24 protein-coding genes are annotated in these 23,828 nt (G+C 41.4%); 17 read left to right on the forward strand and 7 right to left on the reverse strand.

Features of this window, described 5'->3' with window-relative positions:
- Both asnS and FBB35_RS14340 read left to right on the forward strand, forming a co-directional pair.
- Window positions 1-1,392: an asparagine--tRNA ligase gene (gene asnS / locus FBB35_RS14335; RefSeq protein WP_174710174.1), complete on the forward strand. Its 1,392-nt coding sequence runs from the start codon at window positions 1-3 to the stop codon at window positions 1,390-1,392.
- 235 nt (window positions 1,393-1,627) lie between these two features.
- Window positions 1,628-1,783: a hypothetical protein gene (locus FBB35_RS14340; protein ID WP_174710175.1), complete on the forward strand. Its 156-nt coding sequence runs from the start codon at window positions 1,628-1,630 to the stop codon at window positions 1,781-1,783.
- Window positions 1,784-1,813: 30 nt separating this feature from the next.
- Here FBB35_RS14340 and FBB35_RS14345 read toward each other — a convergent pair whose 3' ends face one another.
- Complete coding sequence (locus FBB35_RS14345) at window positions 1,814-2,278, reverse strand: hypothetical protein (RefSeq protein ID WP_174710176.1); 465 nt, start codon at window positions 2,276-2,278, stop codon at window positions 1,814-1,816.
- A gap of 400 nt (window positions 2,279-2,678) precedes the next feature.
- Between FBB35_RS14345 and FBB35_RS14350 the strand changes: the two genes are divergently transcribed.
- Window positions 2,679-3,311 (forward strand): triacylglycerol lipase, encoded by a 633-nt coding sequence (locus tag FBB35_RS14350; RefSeq protein WP_174710177.1) that lies wholly within the window; start codon window positions 2,679-2,681, stop codon window positions 3,309-3,311.
- 172 nt (window positions 3,312-3,483) lie between these two features.
- On the opposite strand, the gene FBB35_RS14355 is transcribed toward FBB35_RS14350, so the two are convergent.
- Window positions 3,484-3,915, reverse strand: a complete 432-nt coding sequence (locus tag FBB35_RS14355) for a VOC family protein (RefSeq protein ID WP_174710178.1) — start codon at window positions 3,913-3,915, stop codon at window positions 3,484-3,486.
- Window positions 3,916-4,658: 743 nt separating this feature from the next.
- Here FBB35_RS14355 and FBB35_RS14360 point away from each other — a divergent pair.
- The 7 genes from FBB35_RS14360 (at window position 4,659) to FBB35_RS14390 (ending at window position 12,812) form a co-directional block, all read left to right on the forward strand.
- The gene (locus tag FBB35_RS14360; protein WP_174710179.1) at window positions 4,659-5,504 is read left to right on the forward strand and encodes a TIGR00297 family protein; all 846 of its coding nucleotides are present in this window, start codon (window positions 4,659-4,661) and stop codon (window positions 5,502-5,504) included.
- Window positions 5,505-5,897: 393 nt separating this feature from the next.
- Window positions 5,898-6,680, forward strand: coding sequence for a peptidylprolyl isomerase (locus tag FBB35_RS14365; protein ID WP_174710180.1), 783 nt, complete (start codon window positions 5,898-5,900; stop codon window positions 6,678-6,680).
- Window positions 6,629-9,328: a type I secretion system permease/ATPase gene (locus FBB35_RS14370; protein WP_174710181.1), complete on the forward strand. Its 2,700-nt coding sequence runs from the start codon at window positions 6,629-6,631 to the stop codon at window positions 9,326-9,328. The genes FBB35_RS14365 and FBB35_RS14370 overlap by 52 nt, the downstream gene beginning before the upstream one ends.
- A gap of 275 nt (window positions 9,329-9,603) precedes the next feature.
- The gene (locus FBB35_RS14375) at window positions 9,604-9,903 is read left to right on the forward strand and encodes a hypothetical protein (protein WP_174710182.1); all 300 of its coding nucleotides are present in this window, start codon (window positions 9,604-9,606) and stop codon (window positions 9,901-9,903) included.
- Window positions 9,904-9,905: 2 nt separating this feature from the next.
- Window positions 9,906-10,124 (forward strand): CARDB domain-containing protein, encoded by a 219-nt coding sequence (locus tag FBB35_RS14380; protein ID WP_174710183.1) that lies wholly within the window; start codon window positions 9,906-9,908, stop codon window positions 10,122-10,124.
- Window positions 10,125-10,454: 330 nt separating this feature from the next.
- Window positions 10,455-10,628 (forward strand): S8 family serine peptidase, encoded by a 174-nt coding sequence (locus FBB35_RS35790; RefSeq protein ID WP_368041836.1) that lies wholly within the window; start codon window positions 10,455-10,457, stop codon window positions 10,626-10,628.
- A 297-nt stretch (window positions 10,629-10,925) separates the two neighbouring features.
- Window positions 10,926-12,812 (forward strand): S8 family peptidase, encoded by a 1,887-nt coding sequence (locus FBB35_RS14390; protein ID WP_174710184.1) that lies wholly within the window; start codon window positions 10,926-10,928, stop codon window positions 12,810-12,812.
- A 182-nt stretch (window positions 12,813-12,994) separates the two neighbouring features.
- On the opposite strand, the gene FBB35_RS14395 is transcribed toward FBB35_RS14390, so the two are convergent.
- The 3 genes from FBB35_RS14395 to FBB35_RS14405 form a co-directional block, all read right to left on the reverse strand.
- Window positions 12,995-14,476, reverse strand: a complete 1,482-nt coding sequence (locus FBB35_RS14395; protein WP_174710185.1) for an HlyD family efflux transporter periplasmic adaptor subunit — start codon at window positions 14,474-14,476, stop codon at window positions 12,995-12,997.
- 101 nt (window positions 14,477-14,577) lie between these two features.
- Window positions 14,578-15,453 (reverse strand): SDR family oxidoreductase, encoded by an 876-nt coding sequence (locus FBB35_RS14400; RefSeq protein ID WP_174710186.1) that lies wholly within the window; start codon window positions 15,451-15,453, stop codon window positions 14,578-14,580.
- Window positions 15,454-15,627: 174 nt separating this feature from the next.
- Window positions 15,628-16,005, reverse strand: coding sequence for a hypothetical protein (locus FBB35_RS14405; RefSeq protein ID WP_174710187.1), 378 nt, complete (start codon window positions 16,003-16,005; stop codon window positions 15,628-15,630).
- 129 nt (window positions 16,006-16,134) lie between these two features.
- On the opposite strand from FBB35_RS14405, the gene FBB35_RS14410 reads away from it, so the two are divergent.
- The 5 genes from FBB35_RS14410 to FBB35_RS34695 all read left to right on the forward strand — a co-directional run bounded on the left by FBB35_RS14410 (window position 16,135) and on the right by FBB35_RS34695 (window position 18,847).
- Entirely contained in the window at window positions 16,135-16,323 is a 189-nt protein-coding gene (locus tag FBB35_RS14410) for a hypothetical protein (RefSeq protein WP_174710188.1), read from the forward strand.
- A 97-nt stretch (window positions 16,324-16,420) separates the two neighbouring features.
- Window positions 16,421-16,981: a transposase gene (locus tag FBB35_RS34685; protein ID WP_254625945.1), complete on the forward strand. Its 561-nt coding sequence runs from the start codon at window positions 16,421-16,423 to the stop codon at window positions 16,979-16,981.
- Complete coding sequence (locus FBB35_RS34690) at window positions 16,909-17,376, forward strand: transposase (protein WP_254625646.1); 468 nt, start codon at window positions 16,909-16,911, stop codon at window positions 17,374-17,376. The genes FBB35_RS34685 and FBB35_RS34690 overlap by 73 nt, the downstream gene beginning before the upstream one ends.
- A gap of 522 nt (window positions 17,377-17,898) precedes the next feature.
- Window positions 17,899-18,537, forward strand: coding sequence for a TIR domain-containing protein (locus FBB35_RS14420; RefSeq protein WP_254625946.1), 639 nt, complete (start codon window positions 17,899-17,901; stop codon window positions 18,535-18,537).
- The gene (locus tag FBB35_RS34695) at window positions 18,533-18,847 is read left to right on the forward strand and encodes a GUN4 domain-containing protein (protein WP_254625990.1); all 315 of its coding nucleotides are present in this window, start codon (window positions 18,533-18,535) and stop codon (window positions 18,845-18,847) included. The genes FBB35_RS14420 and FBB35_RS34695 overlap by 5 nt, the downstream gene beginning before the upstream one ends.
- Window positions 18,848-19,300: 453 nt before the next feature.
- Here the strand turns inward: FBB35_RS34695 and FBB35_RS14425 are convergent, their stop codons facing one another.
- A complete protein-coding gene (locus FBB35_RS14425; protein ID WP_174710189.1) occupies window positions 19,301-20,203 on the reverse strand; it encodes a S1 RNA-binding domain-containing protein in 903 nt (300 codons plus the stop codon).
- 142 nt (window positions 20,204-20,345) lie between these two features.
- A complete protein-coding gene (locus FBB35_RS14430; protein WP_174710190.1) occupies window positions 20,346-21,086 on the reverse strand; it encodes a dienelactone hydrolase family protein in 741 nt (246 codons plus the stop codon).
- 265 nt (window positions 21,087-21,351) lie between these two features.
- Here FBB35_RS14430 and FBB35_RS14435 point away from each other — a divergent pair, with 265 nt between their 5' ends.
- Together FBB35_RS14435 and FBB35_RS14440 are read left to right on the forward strand one after the other, a co-directional pair.
- Entirely contained in the window at window positions 21,352-22,335 is a 984-nt protein-coding gene (locus FBB35_RS14435; protein WP_174710191.1) for a GntR family transcriptional regulator, read from the forward strand.
- Window positions 22,336-22,631: 296 nt separating this feature from the next.
- Window positions 22,632-23,828, forward strand: coding sequence for an FAD-dependent monooxygenase (locus FBB35_RS14440; RefSeq protein ID WP_174710192.1), 1,197 nt, complete (start codon window positions 22,632-22,634; stop codon window positions 23,826-23,828).

Raw genomic sequence — 23,828 nt, forward strand, 5'->3', positions numbered from 1 at the left:
ATGGTAAATCGACGGATTGCAGAAATATTGCGAAGTGGCCAACCTGATGAGTCTCTCCTAGTTCAAGGCTGGGTGCGGACGAAACGCGAGTCCAAAGGGTTTGCTTTTATTGAAGTCAATGACGGCTCATCACTAGCTAATTTGCAAGCCGTCATCAATCAAGATTTGCCAGATTACGAAGCTATCTTAAAAAAACTGAATACAGGTGCGGCTGTCGAGGTGACAGGGGTACTAGTGGCTTCTCTTGGTAAAGGACAACGGATTGAGTTAAAAGCCGAGTCTGTGAAAGTTTACGGCGAAGCTGATCCCGATACATATCCCCTGCAAAAGAAACGTCATTCCTTTGAGTTTCTGCGAACCATTGGACATTTGCGATCGCGGACTAATTCTTTTGGTGCAGTTTTCCGCGTCAGAAATGCTTGTTCGACAGCAATTCACCAATTCTTCCAACAAAGAGGCTTTTTGTGGGTACACACACCGATCATCACTGCTAGCGACTGCGAAGGCGCAGGTGAACTGTTTAGCGTTACCAGTTTAGATTTAAAGAATATTCCTCGCACAGAAAATCAAGCAGTAGATTACAGCCAAGACTTTTTTGCGAAACCCACATATTTAACAGTTAGCGGCCAGTTGGAAGCGGAAGTAATGGCGATGGCGTTTAGCAACGTCTACACCTTTGGCCCTACCTTCCGTGCAGAAAATTCCAACACCTCGCGCCACCTAGCAGAATTTTGGATGGTTGAGCCGGAAATGGCTTTTTGTGACTTAGAAGGCGATATGGATTTAGCTGAGGCGTTTCTCAAACACATTTTTAAATATGTGTTGGAAACTTGCCCAGAAGACATGGAATTTTTCAATGAACGCATTGACAAGTCTGTGTTAGCAACAGCCGAAAATATTGTGAATAATCAATTTGAACGCTTAACTTATACAGAAGCCATCAAACTTTTAGAAAAAGCTGATGTTAAATTTGAATATCCTGTGAGTTGGGGTTTAGATTTACAATCAGAACACGAACGCTACTTGGCTGAACAACAGTTTAAAAAGCCAGTAATTGTTACAGATTATCCAGCGCAAATCAAAGCATTTTATATGCGTTTAAACGACGATGAAAAAACCGTCCGCGCAATGGATATTCTCGCACCCAAAATTGGCGAGATTGTAGGTGGTTCTCAGCGTGAAGAACGCCTAGAAGTTTTAGAACGCCGCGTGTTAGCGCAAGGATTAAAGCCAGAAGAATTGTGGTGGTATCTTGATTTACGTCGTTATGGTACTGTTCCCCACGCTGGCTTCGGACTAGGTTTTGAACGACTTGTGCAATTTATGACGGGTATGGGAAACATCCGCGATGTGATTCCTTTTCCGCGTACGCCACAAAGTGCTGAATTTTAGTTTAAATTGTAGACCTGGCCACTTATTAATCCAATACAGTTCAGATAAGACCAAAAGACTTGTAGAGACGGCGATTTATCGCCTCTCAAAACCCACAATTTTGTACAAGTAGCGCTTAACCCAAGCGTATTAATTTATAATCGCCATGTTTTTAGATTTTGGAGATCAACAAAAATCCAGTTAAAAACATTTATCATCAACTTAAAAGACCAAACAATTGGCAAAATCTGGCAAAATGCCAGAATCTTTAGGGCGAGTAGTTTTGGATGAAAAAGCCTACACCATAAAATATGAAGTTGTAGTGGAGAAAATTAAGCGATCGCTCCTAGTTTGGAGAGTTTCTCCATCTACAACTGGCAAAGCTATCTTAACCTTGCAGATTCACATTTAACTTGTAGATACAGGCAATTTTGCCTCTCTATCAATTGTTAGACGTGTTAGGCGTTTTAACCTGACGTGCCATGTCTAAGTAAGCACTCATATTAGCACCTGGACGACGACGACCATTAGAGCTAGTAGTCGAAGGAGCAAGATATTTTGGTGCAAAGGTAGTTTCAGCAGGTGTTTTTGGGCTAACGGTGGCAGCTGCTTTAGCGGGTTCAGCTTTGATAGCTTTACCATTCTGAGATGCTTCTACTTTGGTATTTGTTGCAGTTGTGGTTGCTTTAGCAGTCTGAGGTTCAGAGCTTTTTGCAGCCGCAGATACTGCTGGTGCCGTAGCCTTTTTACCGTTTGATGCTGCTGGTTTCGATTGACTGGTTGCTTCGTCCAGTTCTAAAAAGTAACCATTGCTTTGTTTTTTACCAGGTAACAACCCAGTCACGAAACCAAGAATCCCAGTCACGAAACCGAGAATCCCTGAAATTAACTTTTTGATAAAATCCATTACAATTACTCCTGCCTTGTATATTTGGAACTCGACCGTAATTGTTAAAAATTACGAAAAAATGTAACATTTTTTGCTTTGGTGTCAACTCGTTCTGCTGACAACCCTTATAGATTTGTGCTTAATCAACATTGTAGTAAAACTATAGGGCAAATGTTCTTTATGCAAGCACTTGCGACCTTCATACACCGAGAACTAATTATTAAATTTTACTGTAACTAAGAGCAAGATTCTGAAAGCAAGCTTTATAAAAATTAACACTTCTTCGTTTGAAAATTATTGATTGGAAAAAAGCAAGCGGTTTACTTTTAACCAGTGGCAGGAGTGTCATAGATTGTTCGCAGATAGTAACAGCACTCAGTTACATTTTGTACAGACTTCATTTAGTCAGATGTGAGAGATGAATACTGAAAATCAGCAGCGCAATCCTGTGCTATTGGTACACGGCATTGACGATACGGGGTTAGTTTTCTATAAAATGGCAGGGCACTTAGCATTACAAGGCTGGTCTGTATATTCTCTGGATCTGGTTCCTAATAATGGTGATATGGGCCTTGATAAATTGGCAAAGCAGGTAGCCGATTATGTTACAGTCACCTTTGCACCAGAACAAGAGCTAGATTTAATAGGCTTCAGTATGGGAGGAATTGTCAGCCGTTACTATATCCAGCGATTGGGAGGAATTAACCGTATTCAGAGATTTATTACGATCTCTTCACCCCATAATGGAACTGTTGTTGCTTATGGTTCCCAGCGTCCTGGTTGCGTACAAATGCGCCCCGGCAGTATTTTTCTTAAGGATTTAAATTCTGATGCTGTAATATTGGAGCAATTAGATTTTACATCGATCTGGACACCTTATGATTTGATGATTGTCCCAGCGAATAGTTCACAAATGCCCGTAGGAAGCGAAGTCATATTACCAGTTGCCCTACACCCTTGGATGCTAACAGACCCAAGGAGTTTAGCAGCAGTAAAAGCAGCTTTAACAAAGCCTATTAAGCTGCCCTTCCTTAAGAAAGCATCCAGTTAGTAAGCTGTTAAGCATTTAATTTACACATTGAGACCGCAGGGGGGCAGGCAGCAAGGGAGAGGATTTACAGCTTTTATTACTATGAAAATAGTGCAATTTAATGGACGATTAGTTTAGCCAAGATATTTACCACCCTGAATCTATTCATCTTTAATTACGAATTACGAATTACTTAAGTTCTATCGCCAATTTGCGTATGTTCGTAACTCCCAAAAATCGCCTCTGAGTGACGATAATACTTGAATTCCATAAGGTTATAAAAAGGATCTTCTAAAAAGAAAGTGCGATGTTCAAGAGGAGAACCGACAAAGCGATTTTTGGTTTCTTCACGAAAAAGTAGCTGTTGTTGTTGTGCCCTTTCTAGTAAGTCTTGCCAGTCACGTTCTTGGGTAAAAATTAGTCCAAAGTGTCTGGGATATATACTATGTTGCGGTATCAACGGTTCTTTGGTTATGTGAGCTACTAGTTGATGACCATAGAGATTTAGAATCAGCGCGTGATGGTTTTCACGACCAGGAATACAGCCCAAGCCATCCACATAATATGCTTTTGTTTGGGCAATGTCAGTCACAGGGAAAGCAAGATGGAATAAAGTTTGGCTCATAGCTTTTGGGAAAGATATTAGTAGTTGATGCTATTTACAATTTATTATTCTGTTAAGTTTTGATTGTCGTCAACTTGAACACAGTTTTAGCTGACAATAATTTATATACTTGATCCTTATAAAGAAAACTAGGGACTGAGTACCATTCAGTCACTGCAATTTGTGGCTAAAGACTTCGCCCTACATTTACATAATTTACACTTAATTCTTTAGGTGACTCCTTTCTCTTGTGCAGGTATACTAATTTATGTTTGCCTGGGCAGACACTCAGTAACGTAGATTTCAGAGCTGACAACTTTATGATAGATGGTGTGTTGAGAACTTAATGCACCATAATAAAGTGCTTTGGATCAGTTACTAGAAGAGTCCACCCCAATACTGCTCGGGTTTTGGATTTTTAACTCGGAATTGGGTTTTGGGAAAAAGTTAAAGGTTAAAGGTTAAAGGTTTTTTCTTTTCCCTTCCCCCTTCCCCTTTTCCCCTGAACCTACAAGTATTGAAGTCTACCTAACTAAACAAAATTTTTGCATTTTGTTTAATCCACCTTCTTTAATAAATATTGCAGTGTATGTGTAAGACGTTGTTTGTAGTTTTACACTCAGCTTTGAGAGTGTTCCGATGCAATTTAGTTAACAATACAAACATATTACTTTAACTGGAGAGGTTTCAGGAACTAAGCACTAAACATGACAAATTCGTTATTCTGTTCATGTTAAGACAAAATTACTCATGATTAATTGCTGATGTCATCCTTAATTGATTCTGTTAATCCCTGGTTGGTGGCAGTAGTATTAAACACAATTCTATTGGGTTTAGCTTGGATTGCTCCGAAAAAGCTACTTACGCCTGCTGGATCATTTCATGCGTGGTTTCTGGCCATCCTAATTTGGGTAACTCTAGGCTGGCAAGGATATACAGTAGTGATGTTCTATTTTCTGGTTGGTTCTGGTGTTACCCGTATCGGTATGGCGCAGAAAGAGGCTGAAGGAATTGCCGAAAAGCGTTCTGGGGCAAGGGGCCCGGAGAATGTCTGGGGTTCAGCTTTGACCGGGGCGCTGTGTGCCTTGGGAATAGGGATAATAAATTCGGGATTTCTTGTATCTAGTTCCCAATACTTCGACTTCGCTCAGTACAAGTCTTTAGTTCCCAATACTTCGGCTGCGCTCAGTACAAGTCTCCAGTCTCTATTATTACTAGGCTATGTAGCGAGTTTCAGTACCAAACTGGCTGACACTACTGCAAGTGAAGTTGGTAAAGCGTATGGAAAAAGCACCTTTCTAATTACCACACTCAAACCGGTGCCTCGCGGTACAGAAGGAGCGGTCAGCTTGGAGGGGACTTTAGCTGGTATTGTGGCTTCTGTAGCGATCGCATTTGTTGGTTGGGGAGTTGGTTTAATCGATCTATTAGGAGTCGCTTGGTGTATACTGGCAGCATTTATCGCCACTAACTTAGAAAGTGTGATTGGGGCAACACTGCAATCTAAGTATACTTGGCTGACCAATGAAGTAGTAAATATTTTTAATACATTAATCGGTGCGATCGCGGCTGTGTTACTTTCCTGGACATGGGTAAATATCATTAAGTAGATCGAGCATTGGGAATTGGGTAAAACGGTTCCTCTTCTGTGAGTTCTGAGTAAAGAAGTAAGATTCTCCACTCAGCACTAAGAACGATCTAAATATCCTGCTACTGCTAACAGCACTCAATACCCAATACTCATGAGAGCCAGTGGTAGAAAATAAGCAATCTCCTTTACTACTGCACTACCGATGATATTTTCAATCCTGTTTTGTCCCCGCTAGACTGTAAACATAATCATGGAAAATTATTGTATTGAGTAGCTATATAATTTTTTGACCGTTTAGATGTAATTAGTTCATGGAATCTTTATCATTTTTATCCATCAACGACCAGATGATCTCTATATGATTTAATTTAAAAGTCCTATAAGTGTTTAACCATTTTCACATAATTAATTCATGGAATCTTTATCATTTTTGACAATTAATGACCAAATAATTTCTATTGAGGAAGCTGTAAAGTACCTGCAAGCCTCTGGAAAATTGGGGCAGTTCATTGGGGATATTCTCCGCCAGCACGTAATTGAGCAAGAAATCCGAACACGAGACGATATTGAAATTGGTACAGCAATAACCGAACAGTCCATTATTGACTTTAGACTGAAAAATCAACTGACTGACCCCCAAAGTTTTCAAGAATGGTTAAAGACTAACAACACAGATTACACCACATTTCATACATCAGTTACTTTTGGTTACAAGTTAGAAAAGCTGAAAGCTGTAGTCACCGAAGCCAAAATCCAAGAATATTTCATTGAACGCAAAATCTTTTTGGATCGGGTAGTACTTTCTCGGATAGTTGTTAATAATCGAGAATTGGCAGACGAACTACAAACCCAAATTGAAGAAGGAGGTAGTTTTGAGCAACTAGCTAAAGAGTATTCACTTTCAGATGACCGAATTGTGAACGGCATGATGGGAATAGTCAGCCGAGGAAGTATGCCGGATATATTACGGGCAGCTATTGATGTGGCAAGTCCTGGACAATTAATAGGACCAATAGAAATCGTTGGCAAAGACTCTCCCCAAGGAGAAGGACCTTATGGTTTGTTTCGAGTAGAACAATTTCTGCCAGCGTCTTTAGAAGATACTCAACTCAAGCAAGCACTACAAAATGAGTTATTTGAGAAATGGCTAGCAGAGAAAATTCAAAAACTGACAGTCAAGCTACAAGTGAGTTAAAAATTCTGGATAATGAATCTTTACGATTAAAAGTGCTAGCTTCTTTGCCTTGGAATCAGCCGCCACTATGCTGGCTGACTCCCGAACAACAATCCCAATTGGAAAATGAGTGTCAAACTCGTCAGTATCGTTTGGGAGAAAAAATTTGGTCTAACGATGTCGGTCGTTACCAATTCTTAATTGTGGCTGGAAAAGTTCGCTTACGAGAAGAGGGAGTTGGCAAACCTTTGGCAGCCCTAGAAGTGGGGGATTGGTTTGGTGATTTACAAAAGTTGTCTGCGGATTTTAAAGCTGTAGCTGCTAGCAAAGAAGTAGTAGTAGTGTGTTGGGATACAGCCCTGTGGACAGAATTTTCTAACCCACAAATTCAGGAATTTTGGCAAGTCTTACCAGTGTATATGGAGGGAGAAAGAGAGACATTTTCCTTCTCTTCCACTCCTTCAGTAACAGTTTCAGATGGAACTTCCAGCCCTCACAGCTTTCAACCCCAAAAACGACTCCCATCTGCGAATTTAATCATCTCAAATTATCCATTTGTTGCTAGCTGGAACACTGCGGCTGCTTGTTTAACAATGGTGGCGCAACAGCTAGAAAACTCTGTGCAACTGGAATGGGTGCAACGTCAACTCAGAGGACAACGCCCAAAACAGGTTGTGGAAGCAGGAGAAAAGTTAGGGTTAGTGTTGCGGCGGTTACAAGTGAGTTGGGGTGAGTTGCGACAACTGTCATTTCCAGCTTTGCTGTTGTGGAATTCTGACTCACCCCAGAGTCCATCCTGGGTGGTAGCTTATGGAGTTAAAGGCGATCGCTTAATTATCGCTAACCCTCTAAATCCCGATCGCATTTGTGAAAGCTTACCGCAATCCATAGTTGAAGCATCGTGGGATGGACGATTGTGGCAAGTAGAACTCATATCTAAACAAGAAACATTTAACCTCAGTTGGTTCACCCCAGCAGTTTGGAAGTATAAGGGATTACTAACAGAAGTATTATTAGCATCTTTTACCTTGCAGCTTTTGGGGTTAACAACACCACTAATTACGCAAGTAGTTATTGATAAAGTGATGGTGCAGGGGAGTTTGCCGACTCTTGATGTTATGGCGATCGCGCTTCTATGCGTAGCCATATTTGAGTCTGTACTTGGCATCCTGCGCTTATTCATCTTTACCCATACAGCCCGTCGTCTGGATTTAAGTTTATCAGCACAGCTATTCCGCCATCTGATGCGTCTGCCTTTGGCTTATTTTGAGTCGCGGCGCGTCGGAGACACGGTAGCACGAGTCCAGGAACTCGAACAAATTCGTCAGTTTCTCACGGGTACAGCATTAACTGTGATTCTAGATAGCATCTTTGCTGTGGTGTACCTAGCATTGATGTTTTACTACAACGTCCCGCTTACCTTTGTGGCTTTAGCAGTACTACCACTATTTGCGACTTTGACGATAGTTGCAACACCAATTCTGCGTAACTGGCTTAACGAAACCTTTAACCGGAGTGCTGATAGTCAATCCTTTCTAGTAGAGACAATCACGGGGATTCATTCAGTTAAAGCCCATGCAGCAGAACCAGTAGCCCGCGATCGCTGGGAAGGCTTATTTGCTCGCTTCATCCGCACAGGTTTTAAAGCCTCTACCACCTCCAATATCAGCAGCAACATTGGTGACTTCCTCACTAATTTTTCCACCATGCTGATTCTCTGGTTTGGAGCCAAATTAGTTATTGAACAAAAGCTCACAATTGGACAACTAGTTGCCTTTCAAATGCTATCTGGCAGAGTCACGGGCCCACTTTTGCGCTTAGTACAGTTATGGCAAACCCTCCAACAAGTGCTACTTTCTGTAGATCGCATTGGTGATATTCTCAACGTCTCCCCAGAAGCTGAACTAGGAACTGGTCTAGTTTTACCACCTCTGAAAGGACAAGTCACCTTCGAGCAAGTATTTTTCCGCTACCGGCCGAACTTTGAAGCAATTCTGCGGGGAATCTCTTTCAATGCTGAACCAGGGCAATTTGTTGGCATTGTCGGACGCAGTGGTTCTGGGAAAAGTACCCTATCTAAACTATTGCAACGCCTCTATCAAATTGAATCAGGACGCATCTTAATTGATGGTTTTGATATTAAAAGTGCCGATTTAGCGTCACTGCGGCAACAAGTTAGTGTAGTTCTCCAAGAAGACTTTTTATTCAACGGTTCCATTTTGGAAAATATCACTCTCGGTACTCCTGACATTACCGCAGAACAAGTGGTAGAGGCGGCAAGACTAGCAGTAGCACACGACTTCATCAGTCAATTACCCTACGGTTACGAAACCAATGTGGGTGAACGCGGTACAGCTTTATCTGGCGGACAAAGACAACGTATTGCACTCGCCAGATTATTTCTTTCTCAAGCGCCGATTTTAGTTTTGGATGAAGCTACCAGTGCTTTGGATAGTGAAACTGAACAACAAGTACTACAAAACCTACAAAAAGTTTCCGCTAACCGCACTGTGTTTCTGATTGCTCACCGCTTTGCCCCTCTCAAACGCGCTGATTTAATTTTGGTATTAGAGCAAGGCGTAATTGCCGAACGTGGGACTCACTCAGAGTTATTGCAACAAAAGGGTTTGTATTGGTCACTATATCAACGGCAGCAAGCAAACATTTAGTAGCTTTGACAAGCTGTTAACTTGTGCTTATTTGATCCCTGAAAAGCCACTTAAAATAGTCTTTGGCGAATGGAGTTATACTTCATTCGCCTTTTGAATTTCTTAAGTATGCAGAAAACTGTAATCTTACTTGCTAATTAGGTGATTTTATAGTTAAGTGTATTTGTAGCACCTGTCTTACAAAGAAATATCTCCCGGCTCAATCCCTTATATATCAAAGATTTGAGTACTTATTCTGGTGCAAATTTACTTGAATATACAAGGTGAAACTACTAATGTTTTTTACCAAAGACCGTAACTTTATTAATGAAAATTCTGGTATAAAAGCCAGCCTTCTATCATCAAAAAAATCTAATATTTTTGATAATCAGAATACTGACTCTAGCTTCAGTCTGAGTGGTGTAAATAGTTTTAGAGCCAGCGATCGCATTAGTTATACTTCTACGGAAATCGACGCTTTCGGAGGTAAAAACAATTATGCAAATAAGAGTAGTCACAACGGAAATGCTACTCAAGCGATCGCTACTGCTATTCAGCCAGACCTGATAGCACGTACCGTTTCAACCTGCTCTTAGTAATGATGTTGGTCGGCTCTGATGCCGTTAACGCCATTGCCGCAGGTGCTACTAGCTCAGAGACAGCATCAGTCATCATTAACAATGCGATCGCCGCAGGGAACTATTACTTGCTCTATCAAGCCGATGCTAATGGCAATATTGGCGAAAGCAATAGCTTAGGTGGTTCTCCGAGTAGTGACAATACGGTTCGGATAAGGTTTTTTGATGACATGCCCTAGATCACAAAGACGCGATAAATCGCCGTCTTTACAATAATCAGTCCTTTGTCTTGACGGCGATTTATCGCGTCTCTTGCCTTAACCGAACTGTATTGCGAGTAGTGAGATACAGTCAGCTATTCAATATGCTGCCAGCAAAGGATCAATTACCGTCATGGCAGCAGGTAATGATGGTAAATCAGAACCGGACATGCTACCCAGTGGGGACTTGCGGTTGGAGCAGTGTTCTACAATTAGACACTTACCGACTTTTCTCACCGTGCTGGAATAACTCCACTCGCTTATGTTACGGCTCCTGGAGCATACTTTGAAGGCGACGGGGATTTAGGAATGGGTATTTATTCGACACTTCCGGGCAATGACTATGGTTATAAAGATGGAACGTCTATAGCAACTCCTCATGTTGCTGAAATAATAGCTTTAATGCTCAGTGCTAAAAAAGGTCTAACTGATGCCCAAGTGCGTCAGATTGTCACAACGACAGTAGCAAATAGCTTGGTATAGAATCATCCCTTAAGTATCGTTTATCAAAGGTAAAATGCAATTTCTATAAGCGGCAGAATGAGCAGCAAATGCCACTCATTCTGCCGCTTTTTTTATAATTAAACGTATTCTAAATAGCTCTTTACAAAAAGCATGATTATCATAATATTTTTTTGGTAATAAAATTAGCATTTTATTATTAAATTTCATAGTAATTATTAACAATACGGCTTATTCACACGTTAGAACTTTTGTTTAATAAAAGTTCTAGCGATTTTAGCTGTTAAAAAGCATTTCTATTTTTGAGAAAAAACAATTATGCTCAATGATAATACTAATAACAATTTATTCTCTACTAATAGAAGCTTAAATTTTACTTCAATCTCTTCATCAGATACATTTAATACTAAGAATGACACCAGCCTCAACTTAAGCGGACGTAGTAGCTACAACTCAGCCGATTCTGATGTGCAGTTACTAAATAATAATGACTACGAAAATAGCAGTAACGCTACGACTAGTACTTTTACCACGCAAAGTTATAACTCCACTAATGGCTATGGCTTAATTAATGCAGCAGCAGCAGTGGCTAAAGCTACTAATCAGAATACCTTTGCTGATGTTCCCGATCTTGGTGGTAATAATTGGGGAGCCGACCTTATTAAAGCACCAGAAGTTTGGGCACAAGGATACACAGGTAAAGGCGTTGTTGTCGCTGTTATAGATACTGGGGTTGACTATAACCACGAGGATTTAAAAAATAATATCTGGACGAATACCAAGGAAATTCCAGGTAACGGTATAGATGATGATGGCAATGGCTATATTGATGATAATTACGGGTGGAATTTTGCTGATCAAAACAACAACACCCTAGATGACAACGGTCACGGTACTCATGTTTCTGGCACGATCGCAGGAGAAAATAATAACTACGGTGTCACTGGTATTGCTTATGATGCCAAGATTATGCCCGTCAAAGTTTTGGATGAGTCTGGCTCTGGTTCTTATAGCTCGATATCTAAAGGTATTCGCTACGCTGTGGATAATGGAGCTAATGTGATTAACCTCAGTTTAGGAGGCACATCTTCCAATCGGACTTTAGAGTCAGCCATTAACTATGCCAGCAGCAAAGGAGTAATTGTTGTCATGGCAGCAGGTAATGATGGTGACTCATCACCAGACTATCCCGCTCGCTATGCATCCAAGTCGGGAATTGCTGTTGGGGCAGTAGACAGAAATAATAATATGGCCGATTTCTCTAATCGCTCTGGAACAAATGAAATCTCTTATGTTACAGCCCCAGGAGTCAAGGTTTATTCATCAGTTCCGAATAATCAGTATGCCACTTATAGCGGCACATCTATGGCTGCTCCCCATGTGGCTGGTGTAGTTGCCCTGATGCTTAGTGCTAACCCCAGCCTGACTGATGCCCAAGTACGTCAGATTGTGGCAGAAACATCAGAAAATAGCACACAAAGTACAAACTCTAGTTTAAATATTTCTAATGTTAGTTCTTTGGCAAAGCAAGTGATGTCTACGACGGGCTACGCAGACACAGCAGCAAATAGTTCACAAAGTACAATCTATAGTTTAAATATTTCTAATGTCAGTTCTCTGGCAAAGCAAGTGATATCTGGCGACAACCTGCTACATATCGACGCACAAACCTCAAATTATCTCACATCACAGACTATTGCTAGTTTGAATAATTCCGATGTCAGTTCTCTAATTGGTCAGACTGTTACAGAAACAGCAAAATATCTCACACCAGAGACTATTGCTAGTTTTAATAATTCTGATTTCGATTCTCTAATGGGTCAGACTATTACAGAAACAGCAAAATATCTCACGCCAGAAACTATTGCTAGTTTGAATAATTCCGATGTCAGTTCTCTAATTGGTCAGACTATTACAGAAACAGCAAAATATCTTACGCCAGAGACTATTGCTAGTTTTAATAATTCTGATTTCGATTCTCTAATGGGTCAGACTATTACAGAAACAGCAAAATATCTTACACCAGAGACTATTGCTAGTTTTAATAATTCTGATTTCGGTTCTCGAATAGGTCAGATTATTACAGGCATCAATACAGATAGCAATGATGATAACAAAAATGAGAATAATCTTGATTTTTGGAAACTACTAGAGGGAATGCAAAAACAAATAGAACAGTATAAAAAATTCTTAGGCATCGCTTAAAAATTATAGCGATTTGCAGTTGAGTCAAATACTGTTCGGTTAGAAAAATAAACTAAAACGCTCGTCTGTTGTGAATGAATTTAGGGGTTTAGCATTGCTAAACCCTTACGTTTTAAATGTGGTTTATGGGATGCGTAGGTATCGCTTTTGAAATAGCTATAAGAACAAGAGAGGCTACAAACCTACCTAACAGAAAATGCTTCATTGAACCGTCGCGTCACAGGCTCAGTAATAAATGTCAGAATTGACTTTTTACGAGTGACAATTTCACCTGTAGCAGACATACCTGGTGTAAATTCTACCTCTTGACCACGTACATTAACTGAATGTTTATTTAGCTTAATTCTTGTAGGAAAAACTAAGCCCAATTCTTTATCAATAATTGCATTTGGACTGACTTGCATAACTTCGCCCTCCACAATCCCAAATTCCTGGAAGGGGAAAGTCGCCATTTTCACTTTTGCCTTCATTCCTTGACGAATAAACCCAATATCGCGGTTAAGAACTTTCACCTCTAGAAGCATTTCTTCCCCTTCTGGCAAAATTGACAGCAATTCTTCACCAGATTGGACTGGCCCCTTGGTGGCTTTGACTCTGTAAATCGTACCTGCAACGGGAGCCTCAATCGTTTCTAAAGCTTGCTGCTTCCTCGCCTGCTCTAATTGACCTTGAACAGTTGTCAGTTCTTCTTTACGCTTGTTGAACTGGGTTAAAATTTCACTTTGGCGTTCTGATGCTATGCGTTGGGCCTGACTACGGGCAGCGTTGTAAGCTTGTTCTGCTTGGCGAATTTCTTGGGCTTGAGCAGCAATATCTTTTTCTAATGATGTGACTTTATCTTGAGCCTCTGTTATTCTATTCTGGGCGTTAGTTACTTCATCTTGCGATCTGGTAATTTCTGTCTTTGCACGAGTCAATCTTTCTTGAGCATCCAAGTAATCGACACGAGGTACAGCACCAGGAGTAATTAGAGTGCGTAAGCTTTTTTCTCTTTCTTGTGCAAGTGCCAAATTACTTTCAATTTTAATTCGGATGCTGTCTGCGTTGGCAAGGTTGGTTTTGGCATTCGCAAAGCTGCTTTTGGCATTAGCTAAGTTGTCTTGCAATCGAGTCAACCGGACTTTGGCTTGATTGATGAGTGCTATTTGGCGATTTGCTTCTGCTTCTGCTCCTGCTTGACGCGCTTGGTAGTCTTGCAGGCGGGAATTTAAAAGTTCATCTTGTAGTTTCGTCCCAGTAGTTTTGCCTCCAAGACGTTCTGCATCCAAACGTTGCAAATCGTCTTGAATCAATCTAGTTGATTTGGCTAGGCGGGAAACATCAGTTATTTGTAAGTCAGGGTCTTTTTGAATTAGAATTTGACCTTTGGTAACGCGATCGCCTTCTTGAACTTTCACACCGACGATTGACCCCCCACCCAAGGATGTCACTGGCCTAACCTGTGTGGAAGCAATTAATTCCCCTGGTGCTGTTGCTACTTCATCTATTTGCGAGAAGTACGCCCAAGCGATCGCTCCAAATACGATCACGCTCATTGTTCCCGCTAATAACCTCGTGTACAGGGGTGGCAATTCCTGTACCGCCTTCCCCAATTCATAAGTGAGTTGTTCTTCTGGTTGAGCGAATCGCTCTTTTGTCTGACGTGCTTGAGCAGCATTTACCATATATTTTTATCCTTTGTTATTTGTCATTTGTCCTTGGTGATTCACTAATGAGCAATACTTCGGCCTCGCTCAGTACAAGTGACTAATGACTTGTGTTTAATTCAAACTGCTAGATAACGCCGCAAAAAATTTTCTAATGTCTCCAATTGGAAGTTAAAAATCGCTTCTAAATTGGCAATTTCATCTTTTGTACAGAAAAATTCGTTTGCTAGCAATGTGCGATAAGTTCCCAAAGCTTTTTGGGTTTGGGGATTAAATAGACCCAATGCACCTTGTAACCCATCAATTAAAAATAGTGGTGAATTAATTATTACTGGCTCTTTGGCGAAAATCCGACCAAAAATCCGGGGAATATCTTCTCGTAATAAAATCTCTGGGCCTCCCACTGGTAAAATCTGGTTACGAGCGCCTTCAACTGTCATAGAATCCACTACTATCCTTGCCAAATCATCGGTACTGACAATTGAGGTACGGTTTTTGCGATCGCCAATCAGCAGATACAATCCCGTTTCCCGAAATCGTTCTACCAATGGCAGCAAGTTAGATGCTAATCCAGCCGGGCGTAAAATTGTGTAATTCAAGCCACTAGCTGACAAATATCGCTCTACGGCTCGTTTGGCTTTGAACACAGGAGCGTCTTCATACCCGCGATCAGCTCCCAATACCGAAATAAAGACAAAATGCTCTACGCCATTAGCTTTTGCTTGGTCAATCAGTTCAATATTGGCGCGGTAATCTAAGGATAGAGCATCGCTATCAGAACCATGAGCGCTGATAATATACTTCACACCTTGAGTAGCTTTTTGAATATCTTTTTCTTGCAGCAAATCACCAATAAAGATTTCTGCACCCCGGTGTTCTAACTCGCTGTAACGCGAGGTAAGGCGGACAAATGCCCGCACAGACTGTTCTCGTTGCCGTAGCAGTCGCACAACTCTGCGACCAATTCCTCCCGTTGCTCCAGTTACTAGAAACATATAAATACCTAAATTGAATAGTTGCAGCGTTTATAGTTGTCAAAATGCTCGATATATGCTCAAGATATCCTCACGCCAACTAAGCCAATTGGTCACACCTTATTTATCTTAATACTCTAAAAAATGATCCCCCACATCTTTGTAGATGCAGGGAATAGGTTAATAAAATTAGTTTTATTGGCTCAAAAAGTCGATAGCTTGTTCAAGCGACATCTTAGCCTTGTGCAAGTTCAGCAGATTTTCTTGCTGATATCGGTCAGGATAGTTCATTTTTCTGCCCTCCAAAGTTATCCGAATCAGTGCTGTTTGTTCGTCTGTGGGTGAATTCATCTCCTCAATAGCGGAACTGATTACCTGGATAGCGTTAAAGTTAGAGGATTTTAACCCTTTACCTAGCTTCATTTGTTGGAGCGCTAAAAGTGGAAATGCCATCAAAGTTACGATGTACGAGGTTTTGTATCCTGCATTCCCTGTAGGTTTTACACCGTATCTCCGACATAAATCGCGTAATTCTTTAATAGTCTTGATTTCAAGTTCGGATCGCGTGAACATAAAATAGTAGTGTCCATTTTTTGAATTGGATATTAGTGGTTGTACTTCCGGCAAGTTGTGGCAACCACTAAAAAACAATTTAATCTAATGCCTACCAGTGGTTCAAATTATATTTATATTTCTACATAAATGCCTAACCCTAAAGGTCATTCAGAAAATTTAAAACCATTTAAATCAGAGAGGGAAGAATCTTTAAGTGAGCGTCTTAATTTACGTGTCACAAAAACTATGAAGGAAGAACTATCTACCAAAGATGATCCTCCAGAATTTTGCCGTCGTGCAATCCAGGAAGCATTAGATAAAGATAGAGAAAAGTAATCTCAAAGGGATAGTTGTTACGAATGCGTGAATTATAGCGGTTATCAGTCTACTTCAGTACAGTAGGAGAGAGCAATTCTACTGATAATTGGTGGTGATGAAAGCCTACTCTCTCGACTTGCGTCAAAAAATAGTTGATGCTTATGCCTGCGGTGACATTTCCCAACGAAAACTGGCTAAAAACTTTGGTGTCACCTTAAGTTTTGTGCAAAATTTACTCAAACGCCATCGAGAATTGGGGATGATAGGCCCCAAGGTGCGGACTGAGCAGACAGCAACAAAGTTGAATGCTGAACAGTTAGAAATCCTGCGCCAACTCGTCATAGCACAGCCCGATGCGACGTTAAGCGAATTGCGGGAACGACTTTACGAGAAAACAGAGGTCTTAATTGGGGTAGCTACGGTGAATCGGATGGTTCGCTGGAAACTTCACCTCAACCTCAAAAAAAAGTCTCCACCTCACAAAAAAGGTAGTGATGAAGTCCAACTAGCCCGATTTGAGTACTGGAAACTCTTGAGGGGGATACCCGTCGAAGAGCTGATTTTCTTAGATGAATCGGGAGTTAATCTGTCCTTCATCCGCAAATGTGCCCGCGCCTTGCCTGGCCTTCAGGCTATGCTCAAAAGCCCAACCGCAAAGGGAAAAATGTCTCGGTAATTGGTGCAATTAGCTTGAAAGGACTGCTCACCCAATGGAGTGGCTTAGGTTCTATCGATGCTTTGACTTTTGATGCCTTCATCGCCCAAAAGCTCGTACCCAAACTTTGGCCTGGTGCAGTGGTGATCATGGATAACTGCTCAATCCATAAAAGTGATGAACTTGAAGCTTTGCTCATCGCTGCTGGCGCTCATCTCATTTATCTCCCCCCCTATTCTCCCGATTTTTCACCGATTGAGAATTGTTGGTCCAAGATTAAGAACATTCTCCGTCGCATCGGTGCAAGGACATACCCTGATTTACTCCAGGCATTAGATACGGCATTCGCAGAAGTGACAATAGAGAATTTGCTGGGTTGGTTTACTCACTGCTGCTACTGTACCTCACAAGACTGATAACCGCTATACTGCATTAAGTCAGCAATCAAGCATGTTGAAAAAGCAATATGCTTGATTGCTTGCGGAAAACACCGAAATGAGAAAGCAAACTGGAGTTTGAGAAAGTAAAAGTTCCTTTTGCTTGCGGAAAACACCAAAATGAGAAAGCAAACCGGGGTTTGAGAAAGTAAAAGCTGCTTTTGCTTGCGGAAAACACCAAAATGAGAAAGCAAACTGGAGTTTGAGAAAGTAAAAGCTTCTTTTGAGTAAGTCAAATGCCATTTTGCTTATTAAATTCGACGTAACTTAAGTAATTACGTTAAGAAGATTTGTAGATTGGGTTGAACGGAGTGAAACCCAACAAAGCCGTGAAAATGTTTGGTTTCGTTCCTCAACCCAACCTACATTAGAGTTATTTTTTAGGTAAAACCTCGCAGTATTTGGCTGAGTTAAAATCGTTGAAGAAGGATTTAAAGCAGTAAGTATAATGCGTTGGCAATTATTGCCAATATAGAGAAGTGGATGTGAGGAGACTTATAAATGAGTGACGAAGATCAGTTTGATGTCTTCCTTTGCCACAATAGCAAAGACAAGCCTGAAGTTATAGAAATTGCTAATGAATTAACAAGACAAGGAATTAAAGCTTGGCTAGATAAGTGGGAACTTCGTCCTGGTTTAGCATGGCAGTCTTTACTAGAAGAACAAATAGAAAATATTAAATCAGCAGCAGTTTTTGTAGGTAGCAGTGGACTTGGCCCCTGGCAAAGTCAAGAGATGAGAGCTTTTTTAAACGAATTTGTAGAGAGAGGCTGTCCCGTGATTCCCGTTTTGCTTGAGAATACACCACAGCAGCCGAAACTTCCAATTTTTCTTAGGAATCATACTTGGGTTGACTTTCGGACAGATACTGAGGCTATGGAAAACTTAATTTGGGGTATTACTGGAAAACCGCCAGAGCGAAAACCAAAGCTACAGCAAGTAATTCAAGCCGACGACCTCAGTTCTGAGAAGGGAGTAAACTACACGCGATTGCGAGATTTGCTAGCAGCAGGCAAGTGGAAAGAAGCAGATGACGAAACTTTAGCTGTTATGCTCAAAGCATCTAGTAGGGAAAAGGAAGGCTGGTTTGATTTAGCAGCCGTCAATAATTTTCCCTATACTGAACTTACGCACCATTGATCAACTTTGGGTAAAATATAGCAATGGGCGCTTTGGCTTTAGCGTTCAGAAGAAAATTTATCTGAGTGTTGGTGGCAAGGCTGACGGTGAATTTTATAAAGAAGCCTGGGAAAAATTAGGCGATCGCGTAGGATGGAAAGTGAAAAGAAACTGGATACATCATTCAGATGTAGTTTTTAACGCTTCAGCACCAGAGGGACACCTCCCCAGTTGCATACTCTTTACTCTTGGAGGGTTGGCTGTATATGGCGCTTCGTTATATAAATATGTGGCGTTTCTCGCATCAAGACTTGTGAAGTGTAACATTTAAGCACTTCAGATTTTTATAAATATTTGTAATTGAGTTGTTTTCTACGAGTTAATCAATATTTCAGAGATCCGATACCTGGCACTAGAGGCTGATTAATTCTTGTTTAGTCCTCTTGAGAGGACTTTGGCTATTAGCCGTAGGTTTCTAACCTATGGCGGGTGATGGTTCAAATGTGAGATTGTGGACTTAAGGTATTTGCATCATTGCAGAATGTTGGCATTGTCCACACGTCCGCCTCAGAATAAATTCTGCGGCTCATAGCGAAAGTCATCTGAAGCTGACTGAAATTCTTGTTTTACCCGCATTTCCAGCCAGAGGCTAGAAAAAAGTCTGGGAAAAGTTTTCCCAATTTAAAATCCCCCCACATTTTTGTAGATGCAGGGGGAGTATTAACAATTCAAAATTGTTTCAGATGACGATTTAAACGCTTTGTGCAAACAGCCCACTTCAAAACTATTCAGCAGCTTTGTTATTAGCTCTATTAGCACGCGCCTCAGCCGAAGCCATCACCTCATCCATATTCTCTAACACTTCACCAGGGAAGTTTTCCAAAACTCTGGTAGAAAGAGCAACTCGCCCTTTACCCTCATCCAAATCAATAATTACAGCTTTGATTGCCTGACCAACTTTAAATACCTTTTCTAAAGAGTCGATGAATTTTTGGCTTACCTGTTTGATATGAAGCAAAGCCCCCATACCATTTAAATCGACAAACACACCAAAAGGTTTGATGCCAGTAACTTTACCTTCCACCAGTTGACCTAGTTCTAATAAGCTGAAGTTGCTAGAACGAGTTGCTAATCGCTGAGAAAGAATGAGTTTGTTGGTGTTTTTATTAATTTCCAAAAAGCCCACAGTCAGATTTTGACCTTTGAGTGCTTCTAAATTATCACGCTCTGCCAAGTGCGATCGCGGAATAAACCCCCGCAAGGAAAGAATATCGACGGTGACACCACCTTTATTTACACCCATAACCCGTACTTGCACAGTCTGAGCATTTTCCTGCATTTCAGCCAATCGTTCCCAGATGTGCTGAATTTCCAACTGCTTTCGAGAAAGGGTGACTTGACCTTCTGCATCTTGATCTCGGATAATCAAAAACTGCATTTCCTCTTGCAATGGCAGCACTTCCGATAAATCGGTAACTGCTCTCAAAGAAGCCTCATCGCGCGGTAGAAAAGCTGACGACTTGCCACCAATATCGACATAAGCTCCATCATGGTCAAGTTGGAACACTTTGCCATGTACAACCTGTCCCTTTTGAAACTGGTAGTCGTGTTTTTCTAGCGCTTTGGCAAAATCGTCCATTGTAAATGACGAATTGGCTGTTTGAGAAAGTTTCGATTCGGAATTCATGACTTTTGAAGATTAATTTTTATTTGAGATGGTGCAACTGGAGTTTTGATTGTCATTAGTCACTTGTCATTTGTCATTCGTCAGTTGTCCTTTATTATTCACTAATGACTAATGACTAATGACAAACTTGGCTGTATATGCTTCAGTTCAGTTGACTAAAGAGTTGTTTGGCTTGCTCCCAAGCATCAGCAGCAGCTTTAGGATTATAACTGGCACGAAGGTCACAGAAAAATCCGTGATCAGCTCCATCGTAGCGAAACACACGATGAGGAATTTTATATTTTTCTAACTCTGCTTCAATCTCGTCTACTTGTTCGGGTGGGATGCTAGCATCTTCTGTGCCAAAGAAGGCATAGACTGTACCTGGAATTTCTCTAGTGCGGGTGACAGTAGGAGTACCGCCTCCTGGCGTGCGGGTGGTAATTCCAGCACCGTAGAAGGAAGCCGTAGCTTTAATATCTGGTAAAGTGGCTGCAAGATATGCGACATGACCGCCAAAGCAAAAGCCAATACAGCCAAAACTATCTTTTTTGACTTGGGGCAGATTTTTGAGGTAGTCAATTGCTAATTGAATATCGCTCAATAACTCTGATGCTTGAGTTTGCATCGCGTAGCCCCTGCCCGTTTCAATATCTTCGGGTGTGTATCCGGTTTCAAAACCAGGAGCAGTCCGTTGAAAAAGTGCAGGTGCGATCGCTACATACCCAAGTTTGGCAATCCGTTCTGTAACATCTCGAATGTGAACGTTGACACCAAAAATCTCTTGTAATACCACGATTCCTGGGTAAGATCCAGGTTCTTTTGGTTCTGCTAAATAAGCAGACACTTGAATATTATCTTGCAAAAGATTAACCGTTGTGGTAATTATTGCTTGCTCTGCCATAATAATTTTTACCCGTGTTATGTGATTAACGGTGTGTTTGTTTGATATAACTATGCCAGTATGCCGAGGTTATTTCCAATAGAATTACCAAATACCATAGTGAGCGCATTAAAAATTTCTACCAGAAAAATTTTATTTGTAAATCAAATATTTGATATGTAGCAAATACAGCTGGTCACTAAAGGAGTGCTGGATAGAAGAGTAACACTTAATACTCAAAACTCAGCACTCATCACTCAGCACTTAGTATTCAGGAGGTTTGGTGGTGATTCAATTCCGTATTCAGCCAGACAGCGAAATTCCCGCATCAACCCAGCTGTTTAATCAAATCCGCTTTGCGATCGCTTCTCGGCAATATCCCCCAGCGTACAAATTGCCAAGCACAAGGGCGCTGGCAATGCAAACGGGATTACACCGTAATACCATTAGCAAAGTTTACCGTCAACTAGAAGAAGACGGATTTGTTGAAAGTATGGCTGGTTCGGGTATTTATGTTCGTGCCCAAGGTCATGAGGGCGGTAGTCGGCTGCAATCACCAATTCTCAAACAAAATCCTGACGCATATCAAGTTGTCCAACAAGCACTTGACGATCTGCTTTCTCAAGGATGTTCGCTCAATCAAGCCAGAGAGCTATTTTTAGCGGAAATAGACTGGCGCTTGCGTTGTAGTGCGCGGGTACTGGTTGCAGTTCCATCCTATGATATGGGTGCTGGTGAGTTGATGGTCTATGAATTGGAGCGATCGCTAAAAATCCCAGTCCAATTAGTAGCAATGGAAGAATTGACAGCAGTGTTAGATAAAACTACCTCTGCAACAGTAGTCACAAGTCGGTATTTTATCAGTAATGTGGAAGCGATCGCAGCCCCTAAAGCTGCACGAGTAATTCCTTTAGATATCTACGACTACAGCAAAGAACTCAGCCTCTTAAAAATCCTACCAAAAGAAAATTGTGTAGGTATAGTTAGCCTCAGTTCCGGCATTGCACGAGCAGCAGAAGTCATCCTCCACGGTCTGCGAGGAGATGAACTACTAGTGATGACTTCGCAACCAAAAGATGCCTATAAACTTCAGGCTATGGTCAAACGAGCTGAGGTAATCATCAGCGATCAAGCCAGTTTTGCAGCAGTGCAAGCAGCTGTACAAGCATCTGATGAAGATATTATTCGTCCCCCAAAGCTGATTAAGGTTGAAAATTATATCGGCACTAACTCAATTAACTTGCTAAAACGAGAATTGGGTTTGAGTTAATTACGACCTAACCAAAATATCTCTTAAACTCTCATTTCTCTGTGCCCTCTGCGCGGCAGTCGCTCATGGGGGAAACCCCCAAGACCGCGCTGCCTTGCCTCTGTGGTTCCCTATTCCGTAACGTAAAATCTATAAAGAGACTTGCAAAAAGTAAATTATCCCAAATTATTTATGGATTTGTAGGGGCGAAAGGCCTTGCGCCCCTACAACGGGATATTTTTTTAACTGGAAGTCCCTAATCTCAAGATAATTCAACTAACATCTTTGAGAGCAACTGATACAGGAGGGCTAAGGTCGTGCAGATTGTGATTGTAGGCGCAGGCCCAACAGGTGTAACCCTTGCCCTGCTCCTTATACAACGTGGTATTGCTGTAACCTTAATTGAAGCAGCAAAAGACTTTCATCGTGTTTTTCGCGGTGAAGGATTAATGCCAAGTGGGTTAGATGCACTAGATCAAATGGGCCTATCCGCGTTGTTGGAGCATATTCCCCATCGGCAACTCGACGCATGGGAATTCATTGTGGGGGACAAGCAATTGTTTCGAGTTGATGAACCAATGGGAGCAAGCCGACCCTGTACACTGGTTTCACAACCACCCCTACTCAAAGCACTGATTTCCCAAGCTCAAACCAATGATGGGTTTGAATTTATCCAGGGTATTCCAGTCAAAGATTTACGCTGGAGTAATCAACGTGTTGCAGGTGTAGTATTGAGCGATGGCAGAGAACTAACTGCTGACTTAGTGATTGGGGCAGATGGTAGAAATTCTCTGGTGAGACAACGTATAGGATTGGAATTGGTACGCCAGCCCAAAAATATTGATATTCTCTGGTTTAAACTTGCCGCCAGTCCTGAGTTTGCAGCCGATAATGTTTTTCGTACTATTGTAAATGGCGATCGCGTATTTACTATCTTTCACGGAGCAGAATCAGGAAAACTGCATCTAGCTTGGGTGATGTCCGCAACCGAAAACACTGACTCCAAGCAAGCTAACTGGGCAGAGATTTTTGCCTCACTATCTCCCTCATGGCTAGCAGAACATTTCCGTAATCATGCAGACACCATCGAATCCCCCATTCGGCTTTCTGTTGTGGTTGGTTATTGTCCACAATGGCACGCACCAGGGGTATTGCTTCTAGGTGACGCTGCACACCCAATGTCTCCTGTCCGCGCTCAAGGAATTAATTTAGCATTCCGTGATGTGATTGTCGCTGCTAATCACCTTGTGCCGTTGTTGCACAAACAAGCCGAACACCAGGACATTGATATGGCACTATCGCACATCCAAGCAGAACGTGAGCCAGAAATTATCCGCGCCCAGCAACTCCAGTTACAGGAAGCTAAACAAGGCGAACTACTGCGAAAAAATGCACTGTTGCGATCGCTGTTGATTCAACTTGCTCCCTTACTCCGTAAAATAATTAAAAAGTCTTGGTTAAGACGACAATATAAAATGCGTCAAGGTATCACACAGGTACACTTAACTGTCTAA

Origin of the sequence: Nostoc sp. TCL240-02, assembly GCF_013343235.1 — a bacterium.
Lineage (GTDB): Bacteria > Cyanobacteriota > Cyanobacteriia > Cyanobacteriales > Nostocaceae > Nostoc.